Raw genomic sequence first — 14,398 nt, 5'->3', positions numbered from 1 at the left:
GGCGCTGACCTTCCGACCCGGTCACCGGCTGAGCGGATCATCCCAAATGCGTCCACGATCCAGGTCGTCTACGGGCTGGCGACGGAACTGGCGAAAGAGAGGCAGCGGCCGCCCGGAACGCACTCAACTCGGCAGATCCGATTGTCGTGGTCACTAGGTTCCGGAGGCCATGTAAGCGGCGAGGATGTAGTTGGGGTGCCGGTCGAGGTTCTTGCGGGCGCGGTCGTAGCGCATGGTGGTGCGAGGGTCGGCGTGGCGGGCGGCGATTTGCACGTCGCGGAGACTGACGCCGGCGTCGAGCATGGTGGTGACGAAGGTGTGTCGCAGCATGTGTGGGTGCATCCTCGGCATCCGGATCCCGGCGCTGACCGCGAGATGCTTGAGCCGGCGGGTTGCCGCGTGCCGGTCCATCCGCGCGCCGAGGGTGTTGCGCAGGACCGGACCATCGTCGCGGCCGTCGACCGCACAGTCCACGGCCCTGGCCACCGCGGGCGGGAGCGGGATGAGGACGATCTTGCCGCCCTTGCCGCGCACCCGCAGGGCGCGGTGGCCGTGTTCCTCGCCGAGGTCGCCGATGTTGGCGCCGCAGGCTTCGAAGATCCGCAACCCGAGCAGGCCGAGCATGGCGATCAGCGCGAAGTCGTTCGGGTTGGCCGACTGCCGTGCGGTGGTGATCAGGGCTTCGAACTGTAGGTGGCCCAGCCCGAGGGTTGGTGATTCGGGTGGCACGACCGGTCTGCGGACGTAGTCGGCTGGTGAATGCGGCAGGATGCCGTCGATGACGCAGACGCGGTAGAAGCCGACCACCACCGATAGGCGGCGGGAGACGGTCGAGGGCTGGAAGCGGCGTACGTCCTGGAGCCAGCGCACGTACCGCTCGATGTCCACGCGAGCAACCGGCAGCGGCTCCAGGTCTTGGTCGCTGCACCAGGTCAGGAAGACGCGCAGGTCGGACTCGGTGTGCAGCCGCGAGTCACCGCGGTACCGACCGAGGTAGGCAGAAACCGCCGCACGGAGAACGACACGATCAGGAGAGACGACGCCAGGACCTGACATGGGAGAGGTAGTCATACCTCACGGTGTGTCACACGCACAGTCAGTGCCAACGCCCTCCAGGCGGCAGATCCGGATGTCGCGCGGGCCGTGGCAGCCAATTCGGCCCTATCGGCGTAGTGGCAGAGCTGGCCGGCGGCCCGGTGCGGGTAGGGCTCAGCGCGCCGCGTTCAGGTAGCGCAGCACGGCGAGTACTCGCCGGTGGTCGGTCCGCGCCTGGGGTAGGTCCAGCTTGGTGAAGATGGCTGTCACGTGCTTCTCCACGCTGCGCGGGGCGAGGTAGAGCGACTCGCAGATGGCAGCGTTGGACCGGCCCTCGGCCAGCATCCCCAAGACCTCTCGTTCCCGCTCGCTGAGGCGGGCGACGCCCGCGTCCACCGCTGGCGCCGCCAGCAACTGCCGCACCACCTCCGGGTCCAGTGCTGTCCCGCCGGCGGCCACCCGGCGCAGCGCGTCGACGAAGTCGTCGGTGCTGACGATGCGGTCCTTCAACAGGTACCCGACCCGCTCGGGGTGCTCGGCGATCAGTTGCCGCGCGTACCGGGTTTCCACCCACTGCGAGAAGACCAGCACACCGGTGTCCGGGTGCGCCGCCCGGATCGCCAGTGCCGCCCGCAAGCCTTCGTCGGTGAAGGTCGGTGGCATCCGCACGTCGACCACCGCCGCCTCCGGCCGGTGCTCGCCGACCGCCGCCCGCAGGTCGTCACCGTTGTCTACCGTCGACACGACGGTGATTCCATGATCGGTCAGTAGCAACCTGATCCCGTCGCGTAGCAACGGGTTGTCCTCGGCGATCACTACTCGCATGGCAGCTCCACGGTGATAGTCGTCGGCCCACCGGCTGGGCTGTCCACCCGCAGCACGCCGTCCAGCGACTCGGCCCGCCGGACCAGCCCAACCAGTCCCGTACCCTTGCTCCCAGGCCGCGCCCCGCCGCGCCCGTCGTCGGTGACGGTCAGGCGCAGCGCGCCACCCAGCGCGCGCAGGTCAAGCCGGATCCGGCTGGCCCCGGCGTGCTTCGCCACGTTGGTGAGCAGTTCGGCGGCGCTGAAATAGAGCGCCGACTCCGTCTCGGGCGCCGGTCGCTCGGGCAGGTCCACGTGCACGTCGACGGGCACCGCGCTGCGCGCGGCCAGGGTGTCGATCGCGGTGCTCAGGCCAGCGTCCAGTGCCGGCGGGTGAATGCCCCGCACGATGTCCCGCAGCTCGGCCAGCGCCTCCAGCACCGCGCTCTGGGCCTGCGCCACCATCGCTTGCAACTCCGGCTCGCCTGCCCGCCGCTCGATGCGCGACAGCGCCACGCCCAGCGCGACCAGTCGGGCCTGCGTACCGTCGTGCAGATCCCGCTCCACCCGCCGCAGCAGTGCGGCCGCGTCCGCCCGCAGCGCGGCCCGGCTGGCCTCCAGCGCCGCTATCCGGGCTCGCTCCGGGCTCGGCTCCAGCAGCGCCCGCACCAACCGCCGGTCCAGCCACACGATGAGCCGGAAGTACCACGGAAACACCAGCAGCGCGGCCAACCCCTGCGCGGCCAGGCCCCAGGCGCCGCCCCATGGCGGGTCTTGCGGAAACCGGTGCATCCACACGGGATAGGTGATCCCTAGCAGCCCTCCGGCGATGAGGACCCCGCCGAGGTAGGCGGCTGCGGCCATCAGCGGCAGCCGGGCGAAGCAGTACGCGAGGGCCTTCCAGCCGCTGGCGTCAGTCAGCACCGCGCCGGCCCAGCGCACCGGGCCTGACCCGCGGCGGCGTACGGGCGGAGGGTTCGGCCAGCTCCAGCCGAGGAACAGCCGGGCCGGCCCACGGAAGTACCGTACGGTCAGCCGGGCCAGCACCAGCACACCGGTCAGCAGCGGCAGCCCGATCGTCAGCAGCGACAGCGCGGAGAACACCAGCCCCAGCAGCGCGATCGCGAACGTCGGCACGGCCAGCACGGTGCCGGTGACCGCGTACCCGACCTCACGCCAGGTACGGGCAGCCACCGGCGCGCGCAGGACCGTGCTGGCGACCGATCTCACGGGTCCACCGCCAGCGACTCCACAGGCGGGCGGCGCATCGCGACCAGCGCCGGCACCACGGTGCCCAACAGGACCAGCCCGATCACCGTAGCCAGGCCGACGGCCAGCTGCCCGGGTGGCAGATGCGGCATCCACGTACCCAGCATGCCGTGCAGCATCGGCACCACGGTGACCATCGCGACCACCGTACCCACCGCCAGAGCGGTCACCGTCACCATCAGGGCTTCGCAGACGACCACGGCCAACGCCCGGACCCGACTCGCCCCGACCAGCCGGGTCACCGCGAGCTCCCGGCGCCGGGCCAGCAGCACGGTCACCAGCGTGTTCACCGCGGCTACCGCGGCGAAGGCGACGTAGACGGCGGTCCCGGAGTACTCGGTCCACACCTGCGCCGCCGGGTCGGGCGCGCCGTGCACGTGCACGGACGTGGTGTGCGTGACCACCTTCACTATGGCGAACGCGATCGCGAGGACCAAGGGGACCAGGGCGCCGGACAACGCCTTGGCGCGCACCGCGAGGCTATCCGCAGCCAATGCGCCGGTACCCCCGAACAGTCGCGCCAGCGGGGCGGTCAGCTGCAACAGGACCGGACCGAGGAAGCCGGCCCCTACGCACATCGCCAGCATCGTGAAGAGGCTCGACCCGTCCGCCGTCGCCGGGGCGCCGTTCGCGATCAGGATCGACAGCACCACGCCGCCGGCCACGAGTACCACCCCGATCGCGGTACGCACCACGCTGACCCGGCGCTGCGGGACGGCCGTCTCGGTCAGCGCCGTCGCGGGACGTACTCGCGCCGGGCGCACCGCGGCGACCAGCGCGCCGACCAGTGACGCCCCGACGGTGATGCCCAACGCGGCGGGCAGCGCCGCAGCCGACGGGTGAAACGTCACGCCGGGCGGGATCACCCCGTGCCCGGTGAGCCCCGCCAACCAGGCGCGGGCGAGCAGGGCACCGAGCGGCACCCCGAGCAGGGTCGCCGGCACCGCCACCACGGCGGCCTGGGCCGCCACGGCGCGGCGTATCCGGCCGGGAGTGGCACCGACCGCCCGCACCAGCGCGATGTCCCGGCCCTGCCGGGCGATCGACGACGTCATGGTCAGCCCAACGATCAGCGCGGTCAGGTACACCGACACCACCACGAACAGCACGGCCATCTCGGGGATCTGGCTCTCGGTCAGCGCTTGCCGGGCGGCCGGGTCCAACCGCGCGTCGGACAGCGAGGAACTGGCGCCCAGCGCGCCGGACACCAGCGCGGCGGCCAGGCACTGCGTGACGAACGGTCCGGCGAAGGCCCACGGCTGCTTGCGCAGCGCCTGCCGGGTCAGACCCTCGTTCACCGGGCCACCGCCGAGTCGCTCACGGTGGCGCGCAGCCGCTCCGCGATGCTTGCCGAATCGGGCGTCGGGCCGTCCGCCACCACCTCGCCGTCGCGTAGCAGGATGAGCCGGTCGCTCCAGGCCGCTGCGATCGGGTCGTGGGTCACCATCACCACCGTCACCTGAGACCGGTCCACCCCGCTACGCAACAACCGCAGCACCTGCCCACCGGTAGCCGGATCCAACGCCCCGGTCGGCTCATCCGCGAACACCACGGCGGGACGGCCAGCCAGTGCACGGGCAATGGCGACCCGCTGGCGCTGGCCACCGGACAACTCGCCGACCGGCCGACCAGCCAGCCCGGACAGCCCGACCTCGGCCAGCACCTCGTCAAGCGGGCGCGGTCGTGGACCACCCAGCCGGCGGGGCAGCAGCACGTTCTGCCGCACCGTCAGCTCCGACAGCAGGTTGTATGACTGGAAGACGAAACCCACCCGGTCGCGGCGCAGCCGGGTCAGCGCACCCTCGCGCATCCGCATGACGTCCCGGCCGACCAGCCGGACCCGGCCCGATGTCGGCCGGTCCAGCCCGGCCGCACAGTGCAGCAGCGTGCTCTTGCCCGACCCGGTCGCGCCCATGACCGCCACGAATACGCCGGCCGGCACCAGGAGCGAGACGCCGCGAAGAGCGGCGATCGGCCGGCGGCGCGAGCCGTAGATGCGGGTCACCCCATCGAGTTCCACCACGTTTTCCATGCGCACCAGCCTCGGCGCTGGCGGCGACACGGACATCCGGGCGGCCCGAACGGTGCAGGTGCGGCTATCCGTACCGCCCATGTCATACCGACCCGATAGCCGCGCCACGCACCGAGGAGGAAACGGTCATGATCCTGTGCGCGCTCATCGGCACGAGCGGACGCTGACCGGGCGCGCGGTCTGCGGCAGACATCCCATGTTCTTCGGTGTCAAGAAGTGGGCTGGAGATGTGACCAGGCGGTTGTCTCGTCGTATGCGGTGCCGGTCTTGAGACAGCCGTGCAGGATGCCGACGAGGCGGTTGCCGAGTTGGCGCAAGGCGGCTTGGTGACCGGTGCCGCGGGCACGCAGGCTGTCGTAGTAGGCGCGGGCTCCGGGTGAGCCTTTTCAGCGCGCAGAATGCCCACTGGTGAATTGCGTCGCCCAGTCTTCGGTTGCGCGCGTAGCGGGCCAGCACCACTTTGCGGGTGCCGGACGCGCGGGTGATCGGGGACGTGCCGGCGTAGTTCTTACGGGCTTTCGCGTCGGTGAAGCGGTGCGGGTCGTCGCCGAACTCGCCGAGGATCCGGGCGCCGAGGACCACACCAAGGCCGGGCTGGCTCAGGTAGTGCTCAGCGTCCCGGTGCCGGCCAAAATGGTCGGCCACCACCTGCCCGAGCTGCTCGACCTCGGCGTTGAGCGCCGCGATCAGCCGGACCTGAGTGGTCACGATGGCCGCGTAGGCGCTCTGCACCGCGTCCGGCTGGCGCAGCTGCGCCGCGCGCAGTCGCTGTTGCATGTCACCGGCTTTGACGTCGACGTTGCGGCGGTTCGCCCGACGCAACACTGCGGCGATCTGTGAACGGGACAGCCGGGCGGCGCGAGCAGGGTCCGGCGCACGGCTGAGTAGCTCCAGCGCGTCGGAGGCGGTCAGGTCGTCGAAGGCGTCCAACGCGGCGGGGAAGAACTCGCGCAGCGCGCTGAGCAGCCGCAGCAGCTGTCTCGACCGGTCCCAGATCAGCGTCTGGTGGGTGCGGGCGACGAGCTTCATCGCTTCGGCCTGGGCGCTGTCACCGGCGACCGGACGGTGATGAGCATGGTCGAGACGCACGATCTCGGCCAGCACATGCGCGTCGCCCGCGTCGGACTTCGCACCGGACGTGGAATGCCGTTCCCGGTAGCGGGCCACCGACATCGGGTTGATCGCATACACCTGGTAGCCGGCCGCGATCAACGCTTGCACCCACGGTCCCCGGTCGGTCTCGATACCGATCCGCACCCTGCCTGCGGCCTCACCCGGCTCGAGATCCGCCCACTCAGCCGGCATGTGATCGGCGATCAGCGCATGCAGTCTGGTGACGCCCTCAAGGCCCTCGGGTAGCCGTTTGCGGGCCAGTTTGGACCCTTGGTCATCGACGAGCTCGACGTCGTGGTGGTCCTCAGCCCAGTCGTCTCCCAGGAACAGCATCACGCCCTCTTCCTCGACGGACAGCGTCGTCCATGGCAGCGTGGAAGAGACCCCAGCGATCTAATGGCCAAGTGCTCACCGCGAACATCCGGGGCACGTCATCCCATCAGCTGTCCAGCCTCCTCACGACCAGCGGGCGCACGGTCTGCCGCAAGACCTCAAGGGCCTGAAGAGTGGAGTGCTGACCCGCCAGCCGCTACCGGAGCCATCCTGCACCAGCAGGCTGACAGAACCCATTAGAAGGGTGCACCTGATCTTGGTGCGTACGGCCATCGGCAGGGGCCGGTGTTGTCCGATTCCGGAACGAAGGCAAGCATGTGACCATGGCCGAGGATCAGGGCGCCCCGCTGCACGGGGCAGGGCTGGAGGACCGCGGGCTTGTCCGCGTCGGCGACACGGTGCGTCGTCCGGCTGGTCCGTGGACCCGCTCTGTGCATGACCTACTGAGATACCTGCGGCGCAGCGGCTTCGACGCGGTGCCCGAGCCGCTCGGCCTCGACTCTGCGGGGCGGGAGGTCCTCACGTACCTGCCTGGTCGTGATCAGGGCTGGCCGTTCCTGCCGGAGATTCTGACCGACGCTGGCGCGCAGGCTCTGGGTCGGCTGGCGCGCCGCCTGCGCTGCGCGCTGATCGGCTACGCCTGCCCGGCTGACGCGCGGTGGCAGTTCAGGACCGGCGCACCGGAACCGGGCGAATCTCTGCAGCATGGCGACCTGGGTCCGTGGAACCTGCTGTGGGGCGACTCGACTGAGGTCACCGGCGTCCTGGACTGGGACTTCGCCGAGCCCGGTGATCCGTGGTACGACACCGGTTTTCTGGCCTGGTTCGCTGTGCCGTTCATGGACGACGAGCGGGCGCAGGCGCGGGGATTCCCGGTGCCGCCGGATCGGCGTGCGCGTTTGAGAAGCTTCGCCGCCGGGGCCGGCGTGTCACCCGACGATCTGATCGGCCTAGTGCACCGGGCCCAGACAGAGTTTGCCAGCCGTGTCACGTCGCGCGGGTCGTCTGAGACTGGAGGCCCGTGGCGGACGTTCCTTGCGATGGGCATGCACGAGAGCACGCTGGCTGATCGGGAGTGGAGCGCGCGTCACATCGGCTGAACGCCAGGCGGTGGCCAGCTGATCTGCGTCCGCCGAACAGGTGCCATAGGCGTTGCCGATCAACGATCGGACATCTGCACATCGGCACGACCGCGCGCCCAGCGGCAGAAGCGGACGGTCATGAGCCGTCGAAGTGCGGCCACTTCGCCTTTCCCTAGGCTGCTTACGTGAGCAGCAGGGAGGCCATCGAGACCGTACGTCTACGCAAGATCAAGCGCCCCGGTGGCGTCTTCTGGTACGACCTCCAGCGCGTCGGACAGGACCTTGATGGGACGTGGCTGCGAGGCCCGGTGGGTTCGGCATGGGGCGCTCCGCATGACTGCGGCACTCTGTCCGTACCCGTTGTGGTGTTGCTGGCAGCGGATCGTCCGTGGGTCGCGTGGTGGGTCGGTGATCTCGCTGACCAACGACTGGAAATCGACGTATGCGTTCCACCGGAGGTTACCGAGGCCGGCTGGCAGTATGTCGATCTCGAGCTGGATCCGGTGCTTCACGAGCCTGACGGACGGGTCGAAATCGAGGATTGGGATGAGTACGAAGACGCCTGCCGGAACGGCTGGATGAACTCGGACGACGCCAAGCTTGCAAGGACCACGGCGCAGCGCTGCGCGGAGTTGCTCCGGCAGGGGACAGAACCCTGGCTGCGGCGCGGATGGCAGGTGCTTCGCCAGCCGATGTGAGTGGGGCGCCGCGCGCTCATCGGCAGATGCGGATGCTCGGCACGGGCGGCCCAGGTCTCGGCCCGTGACAGAGCGTCACCCTGACGGCCTTGCGTCGCCGTCTCTTACCGTGGTCGGCTCCACGTCACGCTGTGCCTGCCTGACTCGGGCTGCTACTCAGCCGGGATGGTATCCAGACGTTGACGGGTGATGGCTTCACTGCCGTCCTCGATCGCGCTCAATGCGGCGGCGCGGATCAGGTGGGACAGGCTGCCGATCATCCCGCGCGTGCGTTGGTGCAGGTACCGGTCCAGGCCGGTGAGAGTGCCGCGCTCGTGGCGGTGCAGCCGCAGGGCGGCCTCCAGGGTAGCCACTAGGCCCTCAAGAACCGGCGGATCCTGGGCCGTTACCACGGCCGACGCGAGAGCTTCGACGCCAGGATCCGCGCGATCGCCGGCCTCCTGTCCGACCATCAGCACACCGACCGCACCGAGAACACCACTAGGCCGCTCAAGGCCTTACCGGCCACGCCACACAATCGACGAGGCGACCTTCATCGCCGCAGGTAGATACCCGGCCAATCACGCACGAGGTCGTAAGGGAGACGCCCTGCCAGCGGGCTGATCGACCGGGCGCTCACGTACTACGATTCGGCCGAATTCACTGGAAGGAATCTGTCGTGAGCGCACCGCCGCCGAGCGAACCCCCCAACCGCGACCCATGGTCCTACCCGTCCGAGACCGTCGATCTTGGGACGACGCCTCCCGATCTGCTCGTCTCGCCCGCGGAGGAAGGGGCCCAGCGCCGCCGTCGCCGTAGCCTGCCCATCGTCGTTGCAGTCGCCACCGTTGTTGCCCTGCTGCTCGGCGGGGCGGCGTTTGCGGGGTTGCGCCTGTGGTACGGCTCGGGCATGCAGCCCGAGGAGGCCATGCCGTCGACGGTGGTCGCCTTCGTGCGGCTGGATCTGTCGCCCGGCTACGGCCAACGCCTGGCGGTCAACGACCTGCTCAAGAAGTTTCCGCGGGAGGACGGCAAGGACACGGTCGACGAGCTGAAGAAGGAGATCTTCGACTCGCTCGACATCGACGAGGCGGCGTACCACAAGCACGTCGAGCCGTGGTTCGCCGAGCGGATCGGGGCCGGGCTGTGGCTTGACGGCAAGGATGAGCCGTACGGAGTGATCGCGCTCGCCGTCAAGGACGACGCGGCGGCCCGCGCCGGGCTCGCGGAGCTGCAGCGCGAGAACGGTGCGGAGAAGTTCGGCTTCGTCGTACGCAAGGGCTACATGCTCGTGGCATACGGCCGCAAGGCATCGCAGGCCGCCGCGGAAGCCGCCGGCAAGGACGTGGATCAGGAGACTCTCGCGGCCGATACCCTGTTCCACCGCGGCCTGGAGTGGCTGCCCGAGCGGCAGATGGCCCTCGCCTGGGTCGACTTCGCCAGGTTCGGCGTGGCGCTGAAGGCGATGACGTCGGCGGCGCTCGACGGCATGCTGGAGGGCCGCGCCGACGACTCCATGGCCGGTACGCTCAACCCGCTCGGCGGGCTCTTCCCCGGGATGGGCGGCCTGACCCAGGCCGACGCACTCACGGGGCAGCTGATCCTCGGTGCACGCGCCACCGACGACGGCGTGGAAGTCCACTTCCGCGGCTTCGGCACCGCCCCAGCTCAGGTCGGCCCGGCCGACGCCCGGTCCACGGTGGACGCCTTGCCCGCCAACTCGGCGATCGCCGGATCCTTGCGGGTGGGCGACGTAGGCAAGGAGCTCGTCGGCAGGATGCCGGGCGCCACCGGCCCGTTGCCCGGGGAGGTGTTCGAGGGCATGCCGCCCGGCGAAGCCAAGCTGATGCGCAAGCACATGCAGGAGGCACACGATCGGATGCAGGCAATGACGCAGGGCCTCTCCGCGGTCTCCGGCGCGAAGCTCAGCGTCGCGGTCACCAAGGTGGGCCAGGACGACTTCCCGTCGTTCGCCGCGTCCGCCGAGACGACCTCGGTGGACAAGGCAGCCGCGCTCGCCGGGGCGCTGAAGCTGGTGGGCGACGAGGTGAGCGTGTCTGCGAGCGGCAACACGGTCGAGGTGAAAGCCAAGGGGTACGCGGCCGAGGGCGGCTCGCTCGACGGCCAGGCCCTCTACCGGCAGGCGCTGGAGGGGGCGCCTGAGCAGGCCAACGCGGTCATCTACGTCGACGTGCAGCGACTGCTGGCGGACGCGGACGTGACCGAGGAGGAGCGCGGGCGGGCGACGGCGGTCAAGGCCGTCGGGCTGGCGACCGGCGTTGACGGCGGCGACCAGGTGGGCCTGCTGCGGGTGATCATCAAATAACGGCAGATGTGAACGGTCCCGCGTCGCACGGCGCGGGGCCGTTTGCGTCCGAACGGTCCGCGCCGGCGCCCGGCAGGGGTACTCAAATGACGCGGGTACGCCGCGGCTCCTGAGCGCGGGCGGCGGGGGAGGTGGGACGGCTGGTCATCGGTCGATCCTCCACCTCATCCCATGGAGCGGTCACCGCGGGTGGGCGCGGGTTGGGTGTGCATCGTCTGGGTCGGGCTGCCGTAGGTGCGGTCGAACCAGGCGATGCAGTCGAGGATGTCGCCCACCGGGCGGCGATGCGCTCAGGACCCCCGTCGAGTGGGCCAGCTGTTGTGACAGTCCGATGCCCCATGACGGGGTGAGAGCACGGATCACGAGATGGGTACGCGTCGTCGGCACACGCCGGAGCAGAACATCCGCAAGCTGCGGGAGGGCGAGAAGCGGGTGGAACCGCCCCGCCAGCCACGGCGCAGGAACGCGCCCTGCCAGCACTGCCCGCCTCCGCTACCGGCGACTCGCGCAGGGGTCCAGCCAACCACGACCGCCTCGCGCACCGCCCCGACTCCGCCATCATGGAAAGCGCCACATGGACCGCTTCACCCGGCGCCTCGGCATCCAAGCGGCTGCTGCCGGAGCTAGGTGAAGTCGTCCGGGGCAGGCCCGTAGCTCGGGTTGGGCTGGAACTCGCCGGTGGCGTCGACCTTCCACATGCCTCGAACGGCTTCGCCGGGGATGTAACCGTTTGGGTCACTGATCAGCGTGCGGTCGATCTCGGCAACCGAGCCTCCCGGGTGCCGTGCTGCCTCCGCGATGAGGTCGCTTGGCGGCGTCGCGCGTCGCCCGGGTGCGTCGCCGGGTTCTGAGGATGTGGTCATGATCGCCATCCTGTGAGTCTTGCCGTCGGCGTCCGGGCCGTGACCTGCACAAAGCTGCCTGGCAGGCCAGGGGATCTGTCGGGTATCGACGCGTGTTGTGGCAGTACCGTGCGCGCCATGATCCGTAACGCCATGATCGTAATGCCTCTTCTCGCTCTGCCTCTGACCGCTTGCGCGGGCAACGCCGACAAGCCAGACGCCTCTGCGTCCTCGTCATCCGCGGCTCCTTCGGTGACCGCGTCGTCAAGTGCCGCTGCCAGCCCGACCGTGCAGGCGCCTGGCGGGCAGGAGGAGCTTCGCCAGGCGGTGGTGGCGTACTCGGACGCCTTCCTCGACGCGAAGCCCCCGGTCGCGTACGACCTGTTCTCGGCCAGGTGCAAGGATCGCGTGACCCGCAGCGAGTTCACCGGCATGCTGACTGCCGCGAAGCAGATGTACGGCAAGGCAATGCCGCTCAAGACCTTCGATGCACAAGTTTCGGGTGATCTCGCTCGAGTGACCTACACGTACGACGTGCCTGCGCTGAACCAGAACAAGGAGCCGTGGGTGCGCGAAGACGGCAAGTGGAAGCAGGACGACTGCTAGGAACGAGCGGCGAGCGCACCACCCGGGATGCCCCCAGGAGCTGCACGGGCTACTCGCAGCGGTCTTCGGAGCCTCGCCCGTATGGCTCACAGCAGTCGGGGCGGTGGTGGTACACGCGCAGGTCCCGTCCGTGGCGGTGTTCCACCGCCGGCGTGATCTCGTACAGGCAGGCTCGCCACACGACAGTCTCCCCGCCTCCCGGGACGACTTGACCGTCGCCTGGCCCGCCGCGCAGCAGCACGTCCACCCGCTTGAGGGTATGTGCCTTCCGGGCAGAGAGTGTGGGTTGCGTCCCGCCGGGTGGTGTAGAAGCTGACCTGCTTCGGCGTGCCGCCGGGATTGAGGTGGGTCATCGCGTGAGTCTCTGTGTGAACGACCAAGAACACGCAGAGGACGGAGTACGCGATGACCCTGGACCAGTCTGCCTTGTTGGAGGTGCTGGATGCACTCAAGGCAGCCGACGTGAACGATCGTGTCCGGCAGGCCGCGGAGACGATCTATCAGGCGTTGATCGAGGCGGAGTTGACCGCGGTGATCGGCGCCGCCCCGTTCGAACGCAACTCCGGGCGGTCGGCGCAGCGCAACGGCCACCGCCCACGCACCCTGACGACCACGGCCGGGGACCTGGACCTGCGCATTCCGAAGCTTCGCACCGGTTCGTTCTTCCCGAGCCTGCTCGAGCGGCGCCGGCGGGTGGATCAGGCGTTGTTCGCGGTGGTGAGCTTCCACCCCGGGACCGGACACCGGGGTTCTCACGCTGCGAGGGCGTGGGTGTGACGATACCCGAGGCGGGCCTCGGTGGGTGTGCGGTATCCAATGGTCGAATGTAGACGGTTTGTGTTGTAGTAGGCCAGGTAGGCGAAGACCGCTTGGCGAGCGGCGGCGCGGGTGGGCCAGACCTTGGTGCCGACCTCGGTTTTCAGGGTCGCGAAGAAGCTTTCCGCGGCCGCATTGTCATAGCAAGATCCAGTACGGCCCATCGATGCCCGTAGCCGATGTCTGCGCAGGCAGCGGCGGAACTCGGTGGAGGTGTACTGGGCGATCCGCGGTCCGAGTGGAAGATCGCGCCCTTGCCGGTCAGGCCCCGGCGGGCGGCCAGGGTGATCGCGTTGCAGGCCAGCTCGGCGCGCATGTGCTCGGCCATCGCGTGCCCGACCACCTCGCGGGTGTGCAGGTCGATGACGGTGGCCAGATACAGCCAGCCCTCCTCGGTGGGCAGGTACGTGATGTCGCCGACCAGCTTCTCGCCCGGCGCGGCGGCGGTGAAGCCCCTGCCGAGCAGATCCGGGGCCGGTGGCGCGGTCACATCCTGCTTGGTCAGCGATCGGCGTCGCCGGCGCGTGAAGCCCACGATCCCGCGCTGACGCATGATCCGCTCGACCTTCTTGCGGTTGACCCGCCGGCCGCGCCGGCGTAGCTCCACCGTCACGCGCGGGGACCCGTACGCCTGTCGGTGCGCCGCGTGGATCGCGGTGATCTCCGCAGCGAGCGCGTCCTCGTCCTGCTCACGCTGCTCGCGGGCCTCCGCGGCGTGCAACCACTCGTAGAAGCCCTGGCGGCGCACCCGCAGGACTCGACACAGCCGCGTGACGCCGTAGGTGGCGCGCTCGGCGGAGATGAAGCGGTAGCGGCTGGTCAATGCCCCATCTCCTTGGCAAAATATTGGGCTGCCTTGCGGAGAATGTCCTTCTCCAGCTCCAGCTCCCGCACCCGAGCACGCAGCTTGCGCAGCTCTTCGCGCTCGGTGAGCGTCAACTCGGGCTCCGCGGACCGGCCGCCGGCCTCCCTACGCTCCTCGGCCCGGACCCAACCACGCAGCGTCTCATGGTTGACGCCCAGGTCACGGGCTATCTGCCGCAACGGCGAGTCCGACGAACGGACCAACGCCACCGCGTCCTTACGGAACTGCTCGGTGTACTGCGAGGGACGTGCCACCAGGGCATCCTTCCTCCTGGCTCATCTGCCAGGGATCAGGGTGTCCGGCCCGAGGGGGGAAGCTCAGTGGTGATGGAGGCCTACCTGCGCGGCGTGTCCACGCGCAAGGTCGACGACTTGGTCAAGGCGTTGGGCGCCGACTCGGGGATCTCCAAGTCGGAGGTGTCGCGGATCTGCGCCGACCTGGATGAGGAAGTGGGCGCCTTCCGCGACCGCGGCGGCAGTTCCGGCTCCAACGCGTGCCGGGCGGTGTGCAGGGCAACCCGCAGGTTGCGCACGGCGGCGGCCGGCTCGGCCTCCGGCCAGCAGACCTCCATGGCCTGCTCCCGGTGCAGCCGGTGGCCG

The 14,398-nt window shown here is 69.7% G+C and carries 15 protein-coding genes and 3 pseudogenes; 6 read left to right on the top strand and 12 right to left on the bottom strand.

The window, feature by feature from the left end; all coding sequences use genetic code 11:
- Window positions 1-153: 153 nt before the first annotated feature.
- The 6 genes and pseudogenes from OG799_RS18630 to OG799_RS18605 all read right to left on the bottom strand — a co-directional run bounded on the left by OG799_RS18630 (window position 154) and on the right by OG799_RS18605 (window position 6,585).
- Entirely contained in the window at window positions 154-1,056 is a 903-nt protein-coding gene (locus OG799_RS18630; protein ID WP_406036454.1) for a tyrosine-type recombinase/integrase, read from the bottom strand.
- A 153-nt stretch (window positions 1,057-1,209) separates the two neighbouring features.
- Complete coding sequence (locus OG799_RS18625; RefSeq protein ID WP_406036453.1) at window positions 1,210-1,860, bottom strand: response regulator transcription factor; 651 nt, start codon at window positions 1,858-1,860, stop codon at window positions 1,210-1,212.
- Complete coding sequence (locus OG799_RS18620; RefSeq protein ID WP_406036452.1) at window positions 1,851-3,068, bottom strand: sensor histidine kinase; 1,218 nt, start codon at window positions 3,066-3,068, stop codon at window positions 1,851-1,853. Before OG799_RS18620 ends, OG799_RS18625 begins: the two co-directional genes overlap by 10 nt.
- Window positions 3,065-4,405: an FtsX-like permease family protein gene (locus OG799_RS18615; protein ID WP_406036451.1), complete on the bottom strand. Its 1,341-nt coding sequence runs from the start codon at window positions 4,403-4,405 to the stop codon at window positions 3,065-3,067. The genes OG799_RS18620 and OG799_RS18615 overlap by 4 nt, the downstream gene beginning before the upstream one ends.
- On the bottom strand, window positions 4,402-5,139 hold the full coding sequence (locus OG799_RS18610; protein WP_406036450.1) for an ABC transporter ATP-binding protein: 738 nt from the start codon (window positions 5,137-5,139) through the stop codon (window positions 4,402-4,404). Before OG799_RS18610 ends, OG799_RS18615 begins: the two co-directional genes overlap by 4 nt.
- A 209-nt stretch (window positions 5,140-5,348) precedes the next feature.
- A pseudogene (locus OG799_RS18605) lies at window positions 5,349-6,585 on the bottom strand (IS110 family transposase).
- Between the two features lie 323 nt (window positions 6,586-6,908).
- On the opposite strand from OG799_RS18605, the gene OG799_RS18600 reads away from it, so the two are divergent.
- Together OG799_RS18600 and OG799_RS18595 are read left to right on the top strand one after the other, a co-directional pair.
- Window positions 6,909-7,685 (top strand): aminoglycoside phosphotransferase family protein, encoded by a 777-nt coding sequence (locus OG799_RS18600; protein ID WP_406036449.1) that lies wholly within the window; start codon window positions 6,909-6,911, stop codon window positions 7,683-7,685.
- A gap of 167 nt (window positions 7,686-7,852) precedes the next feature.
- On the top strand, window positions 7,853-8,365 hold the full coding sequence (locus OG799_RS18595; RefSeq protein WP_406036448.1) for a DUF402 domain-containing protein: 513 nt from the start codon (window positions 7,853-7,855) through the stop codon (window positions 8,363-8,365).
- Window positions 8,366-8,517: 152 nt separating this feature from the next.
- On the opposite strand, the gene OG799_RS18590 is transcribed toward OG799_RS18595, so the two are convergent.
- Window positions 8,518-8,817 carry a hypothetical protein gene (locus OG799_RS18590; RefSeq protein ID WP_406036447.1) on the bottom strand — a complete coding sequence of 100 codons (300 nt, stop codon included), beginning with the start codon at window positions 8,815-8,817 and terminating at the stop codon, window positions 8,518-8,520.
- A gap of 206 nt (window positions 8,818-9,023) precedes the next feature.
- On the opposite strand from OG799_RS18590, the gene OG799_RS18585 reads away from it, so the two are divergent.
- Window positions 9,024-10,670, top strand: coding sequence for a hypothetical protein (locus OG799_RS18585; protein WP_406036446.1), 1,647 nt, complete (start codon window positions 9,024-9,026; stop codon window positions 10,668-10,670).
- A 623-nt stretch (window positions 10,671-11,293) separates the two neighbouring features.
- Here OG799_RS18585 and OG799_RS18580 read toward each other — a convergent pair.
- Window positions 11,294-11,542, bottom strand: coding sequence for a hypothetical protein (locus OG799_RS18580; protein WP_406036445.1), 249 nt, complete (start codon window positions 11,540-11,542; stop codon window positions 11,294-11,296).
- Window positions 11,543-11,650: 108 nt separating this feature from the next.
- Between OG799_RS18580 and OG799_RS18575 the strand changes: the two genes are divergently transcribed.
- Window positions 11,651-12,118 carry a nuclear transport factor 2 family protein gene (locus OG799_RS18575; RefSeq protein WP_406036444.1) on the top strand — a complete coding sequence of 156 codons (468 nt, stop codon included), beginning with the start codon at window positions 11,651-11,653 and terminating at the stop codon, window positions 12,116-12,118.
- A 49-nt stretch (window positions 12,119-12,167) separates the two neighbouring features.
- Here OG799_RS18575 and OG799_RS18570 read toward each other — a convergent pair whose 3' ends face one another.
- Entirely contained in the window at window positions 12,168-12,365 is a 198-nt protein-coding gene (locus OG799_RS18570) for a hypothetical protein (protein ID WP_346125463.1), read from the bottom strand.
- A 158-nt stretch (window positions 12,366-12,523) separates the two neighbouring features.
- On the opposite strand from OG799_RS18570, the pseudogene OG799_RS18565 reads away from it, so the two are divergent.
- Window positions 12,524-12,838: pseudogene (locus OG799_RS18565) on the top strand (transposase); the annotation flags it as partial.
- 32 nt (window positions 12,839-12,870) lie between these two features.
- Here OG799_RS18565 and OG799_RS18560 read toward each other — a convergent pair.
- From OG799_RS18560 to OG799_RS18550, 3 genes are read right to left on the bottom strand one after another with little or no spacing between them, the layout of a single operon-like run.
- On the bottom strand, window positions 12,871-13,098 hold the full coding sequence (locus OG799_RS18560) for an integrase core domain-containing protein (RefSeq protein WP_406036429.1): 228 nt from the start codon (window positions 13,096-13,098) through the stop codon (window positions 12,871-12,873).
- The gene (locus tag OG799_RS18555; RefSeq protein ID WP_406036428.1) at window positions 13,038-13,757 is read right to left on the bottom strand and encodes an IS3 family transposase; all 720 of its coding nucleotides are present in this window, start codon (window positions 13,755-13,757) and stop codon (window positions 13,038-13,040) included. The genes OG799_RS18560 and OG799_RS18555 overlap by 61 nt, the downstream gene beginning before the upstream one ends.
- Window positions 13,754-14,053 carry a transposase gene (locus OG799_RS18550; RefSeq protein WP_406036412.1) on the bottom strand — a complete coding sequence of 100 codons (300 nt, stop codon included), beginning with the start codon at window positions 14,051-14,053 and terminating at the stop codon, window positions 13,754-13,756. The genes OG799_RS18555 and OG799_RS18550 overlap by 4 nt, the downstream gene beginning before the upstream one ends.
- A 63-nt stretch (window positions 14,054-14,116) precedes the next feature.
- Between OG799_RS18550 and OG799_RS18545 the strand changes: the two are divergent.
- Window positions 14,117-14,269 (top strand): annotated as a pseudogene (locus tag OG799_RS18545) (transposase); the annotation flags it as partial.
- Window positions 14,270-14,398 lie beyond the last annotated feature (129 nt).

The organism is Micromonospora sp. NBC_00898 (assembly GCF_045207895.1).
In the GTDB taxonomy this organism is placed as follows: domain Bacteria; phylum Actinomycetota; class Actinomycetes; order Mycobacteriales; family Micromonosporaceae; genus Micromonospora.
This window is presented reverse-complemented; position numbering and strand designations above follow the sequence as displayed.

Excerpts from the sequence above, each read along its gene's own strand:
- OG799_RS18575 (WP_406036444.1), top strand. The coding sequence starts at position 11,651 with ATGATCCGTAACGCCATGATCGTAATGCCTCTTCTCGCTCTGCCTCTG.
- OG799_RS18580 (WP_406036445.1), bottom strand. The coding sequence starts at position 11,542 with ATGGCGATCATGACCACATCCTCAGAACCCGGCGACGCACCCGGGCGA.
- OG799_RS18625 (WP_406036453.1), bottom strand. The coding sequence starts at position 1,860 with ATGCGAGTAGTGATCGCCGAGGACAACCCGTTGCTACGCGACGGGATC.
- OG799_RS18590 (WP_406036447.1), bottom strand. The coding sequence starts at position 8,817 with ATGGTCGGACAGGAGGCCGGCGATCGCGCGGATCCTGGCGTCGAAGCT.
- OG799_RS18560 (WP_406036429.1), bottom strand. The coding sequence starts at position 13,098 with ATGGGCCGTACTGGATCTTGCTATGACAATGCGGCCGCGGAAAGCTTC.
- OG799_RS18600 (WP_406036449.1), top strand. The coding sequence starts at position 6,909 with ATGGCCGAGGATCAGGGCGCCCCGCTGCACGGGGCAGGGCTGGAGGAC.
- OG799_RS18610 (WP_406036450.1), bottom strand. The coding sequence starts at position 5,139 with ATGGAAAACGTGGTGGAACTCGATGGGGTGACCCGCATCTACGGCTCG.
- OG799_RS18630 (WP_406036454.1), bottom strand. The coding sequence starts at position 1,056 with ATGTCAGGTCCTGGCGTCGTCTCTCCTGATCGTGTCGTTCTCCGTGCG.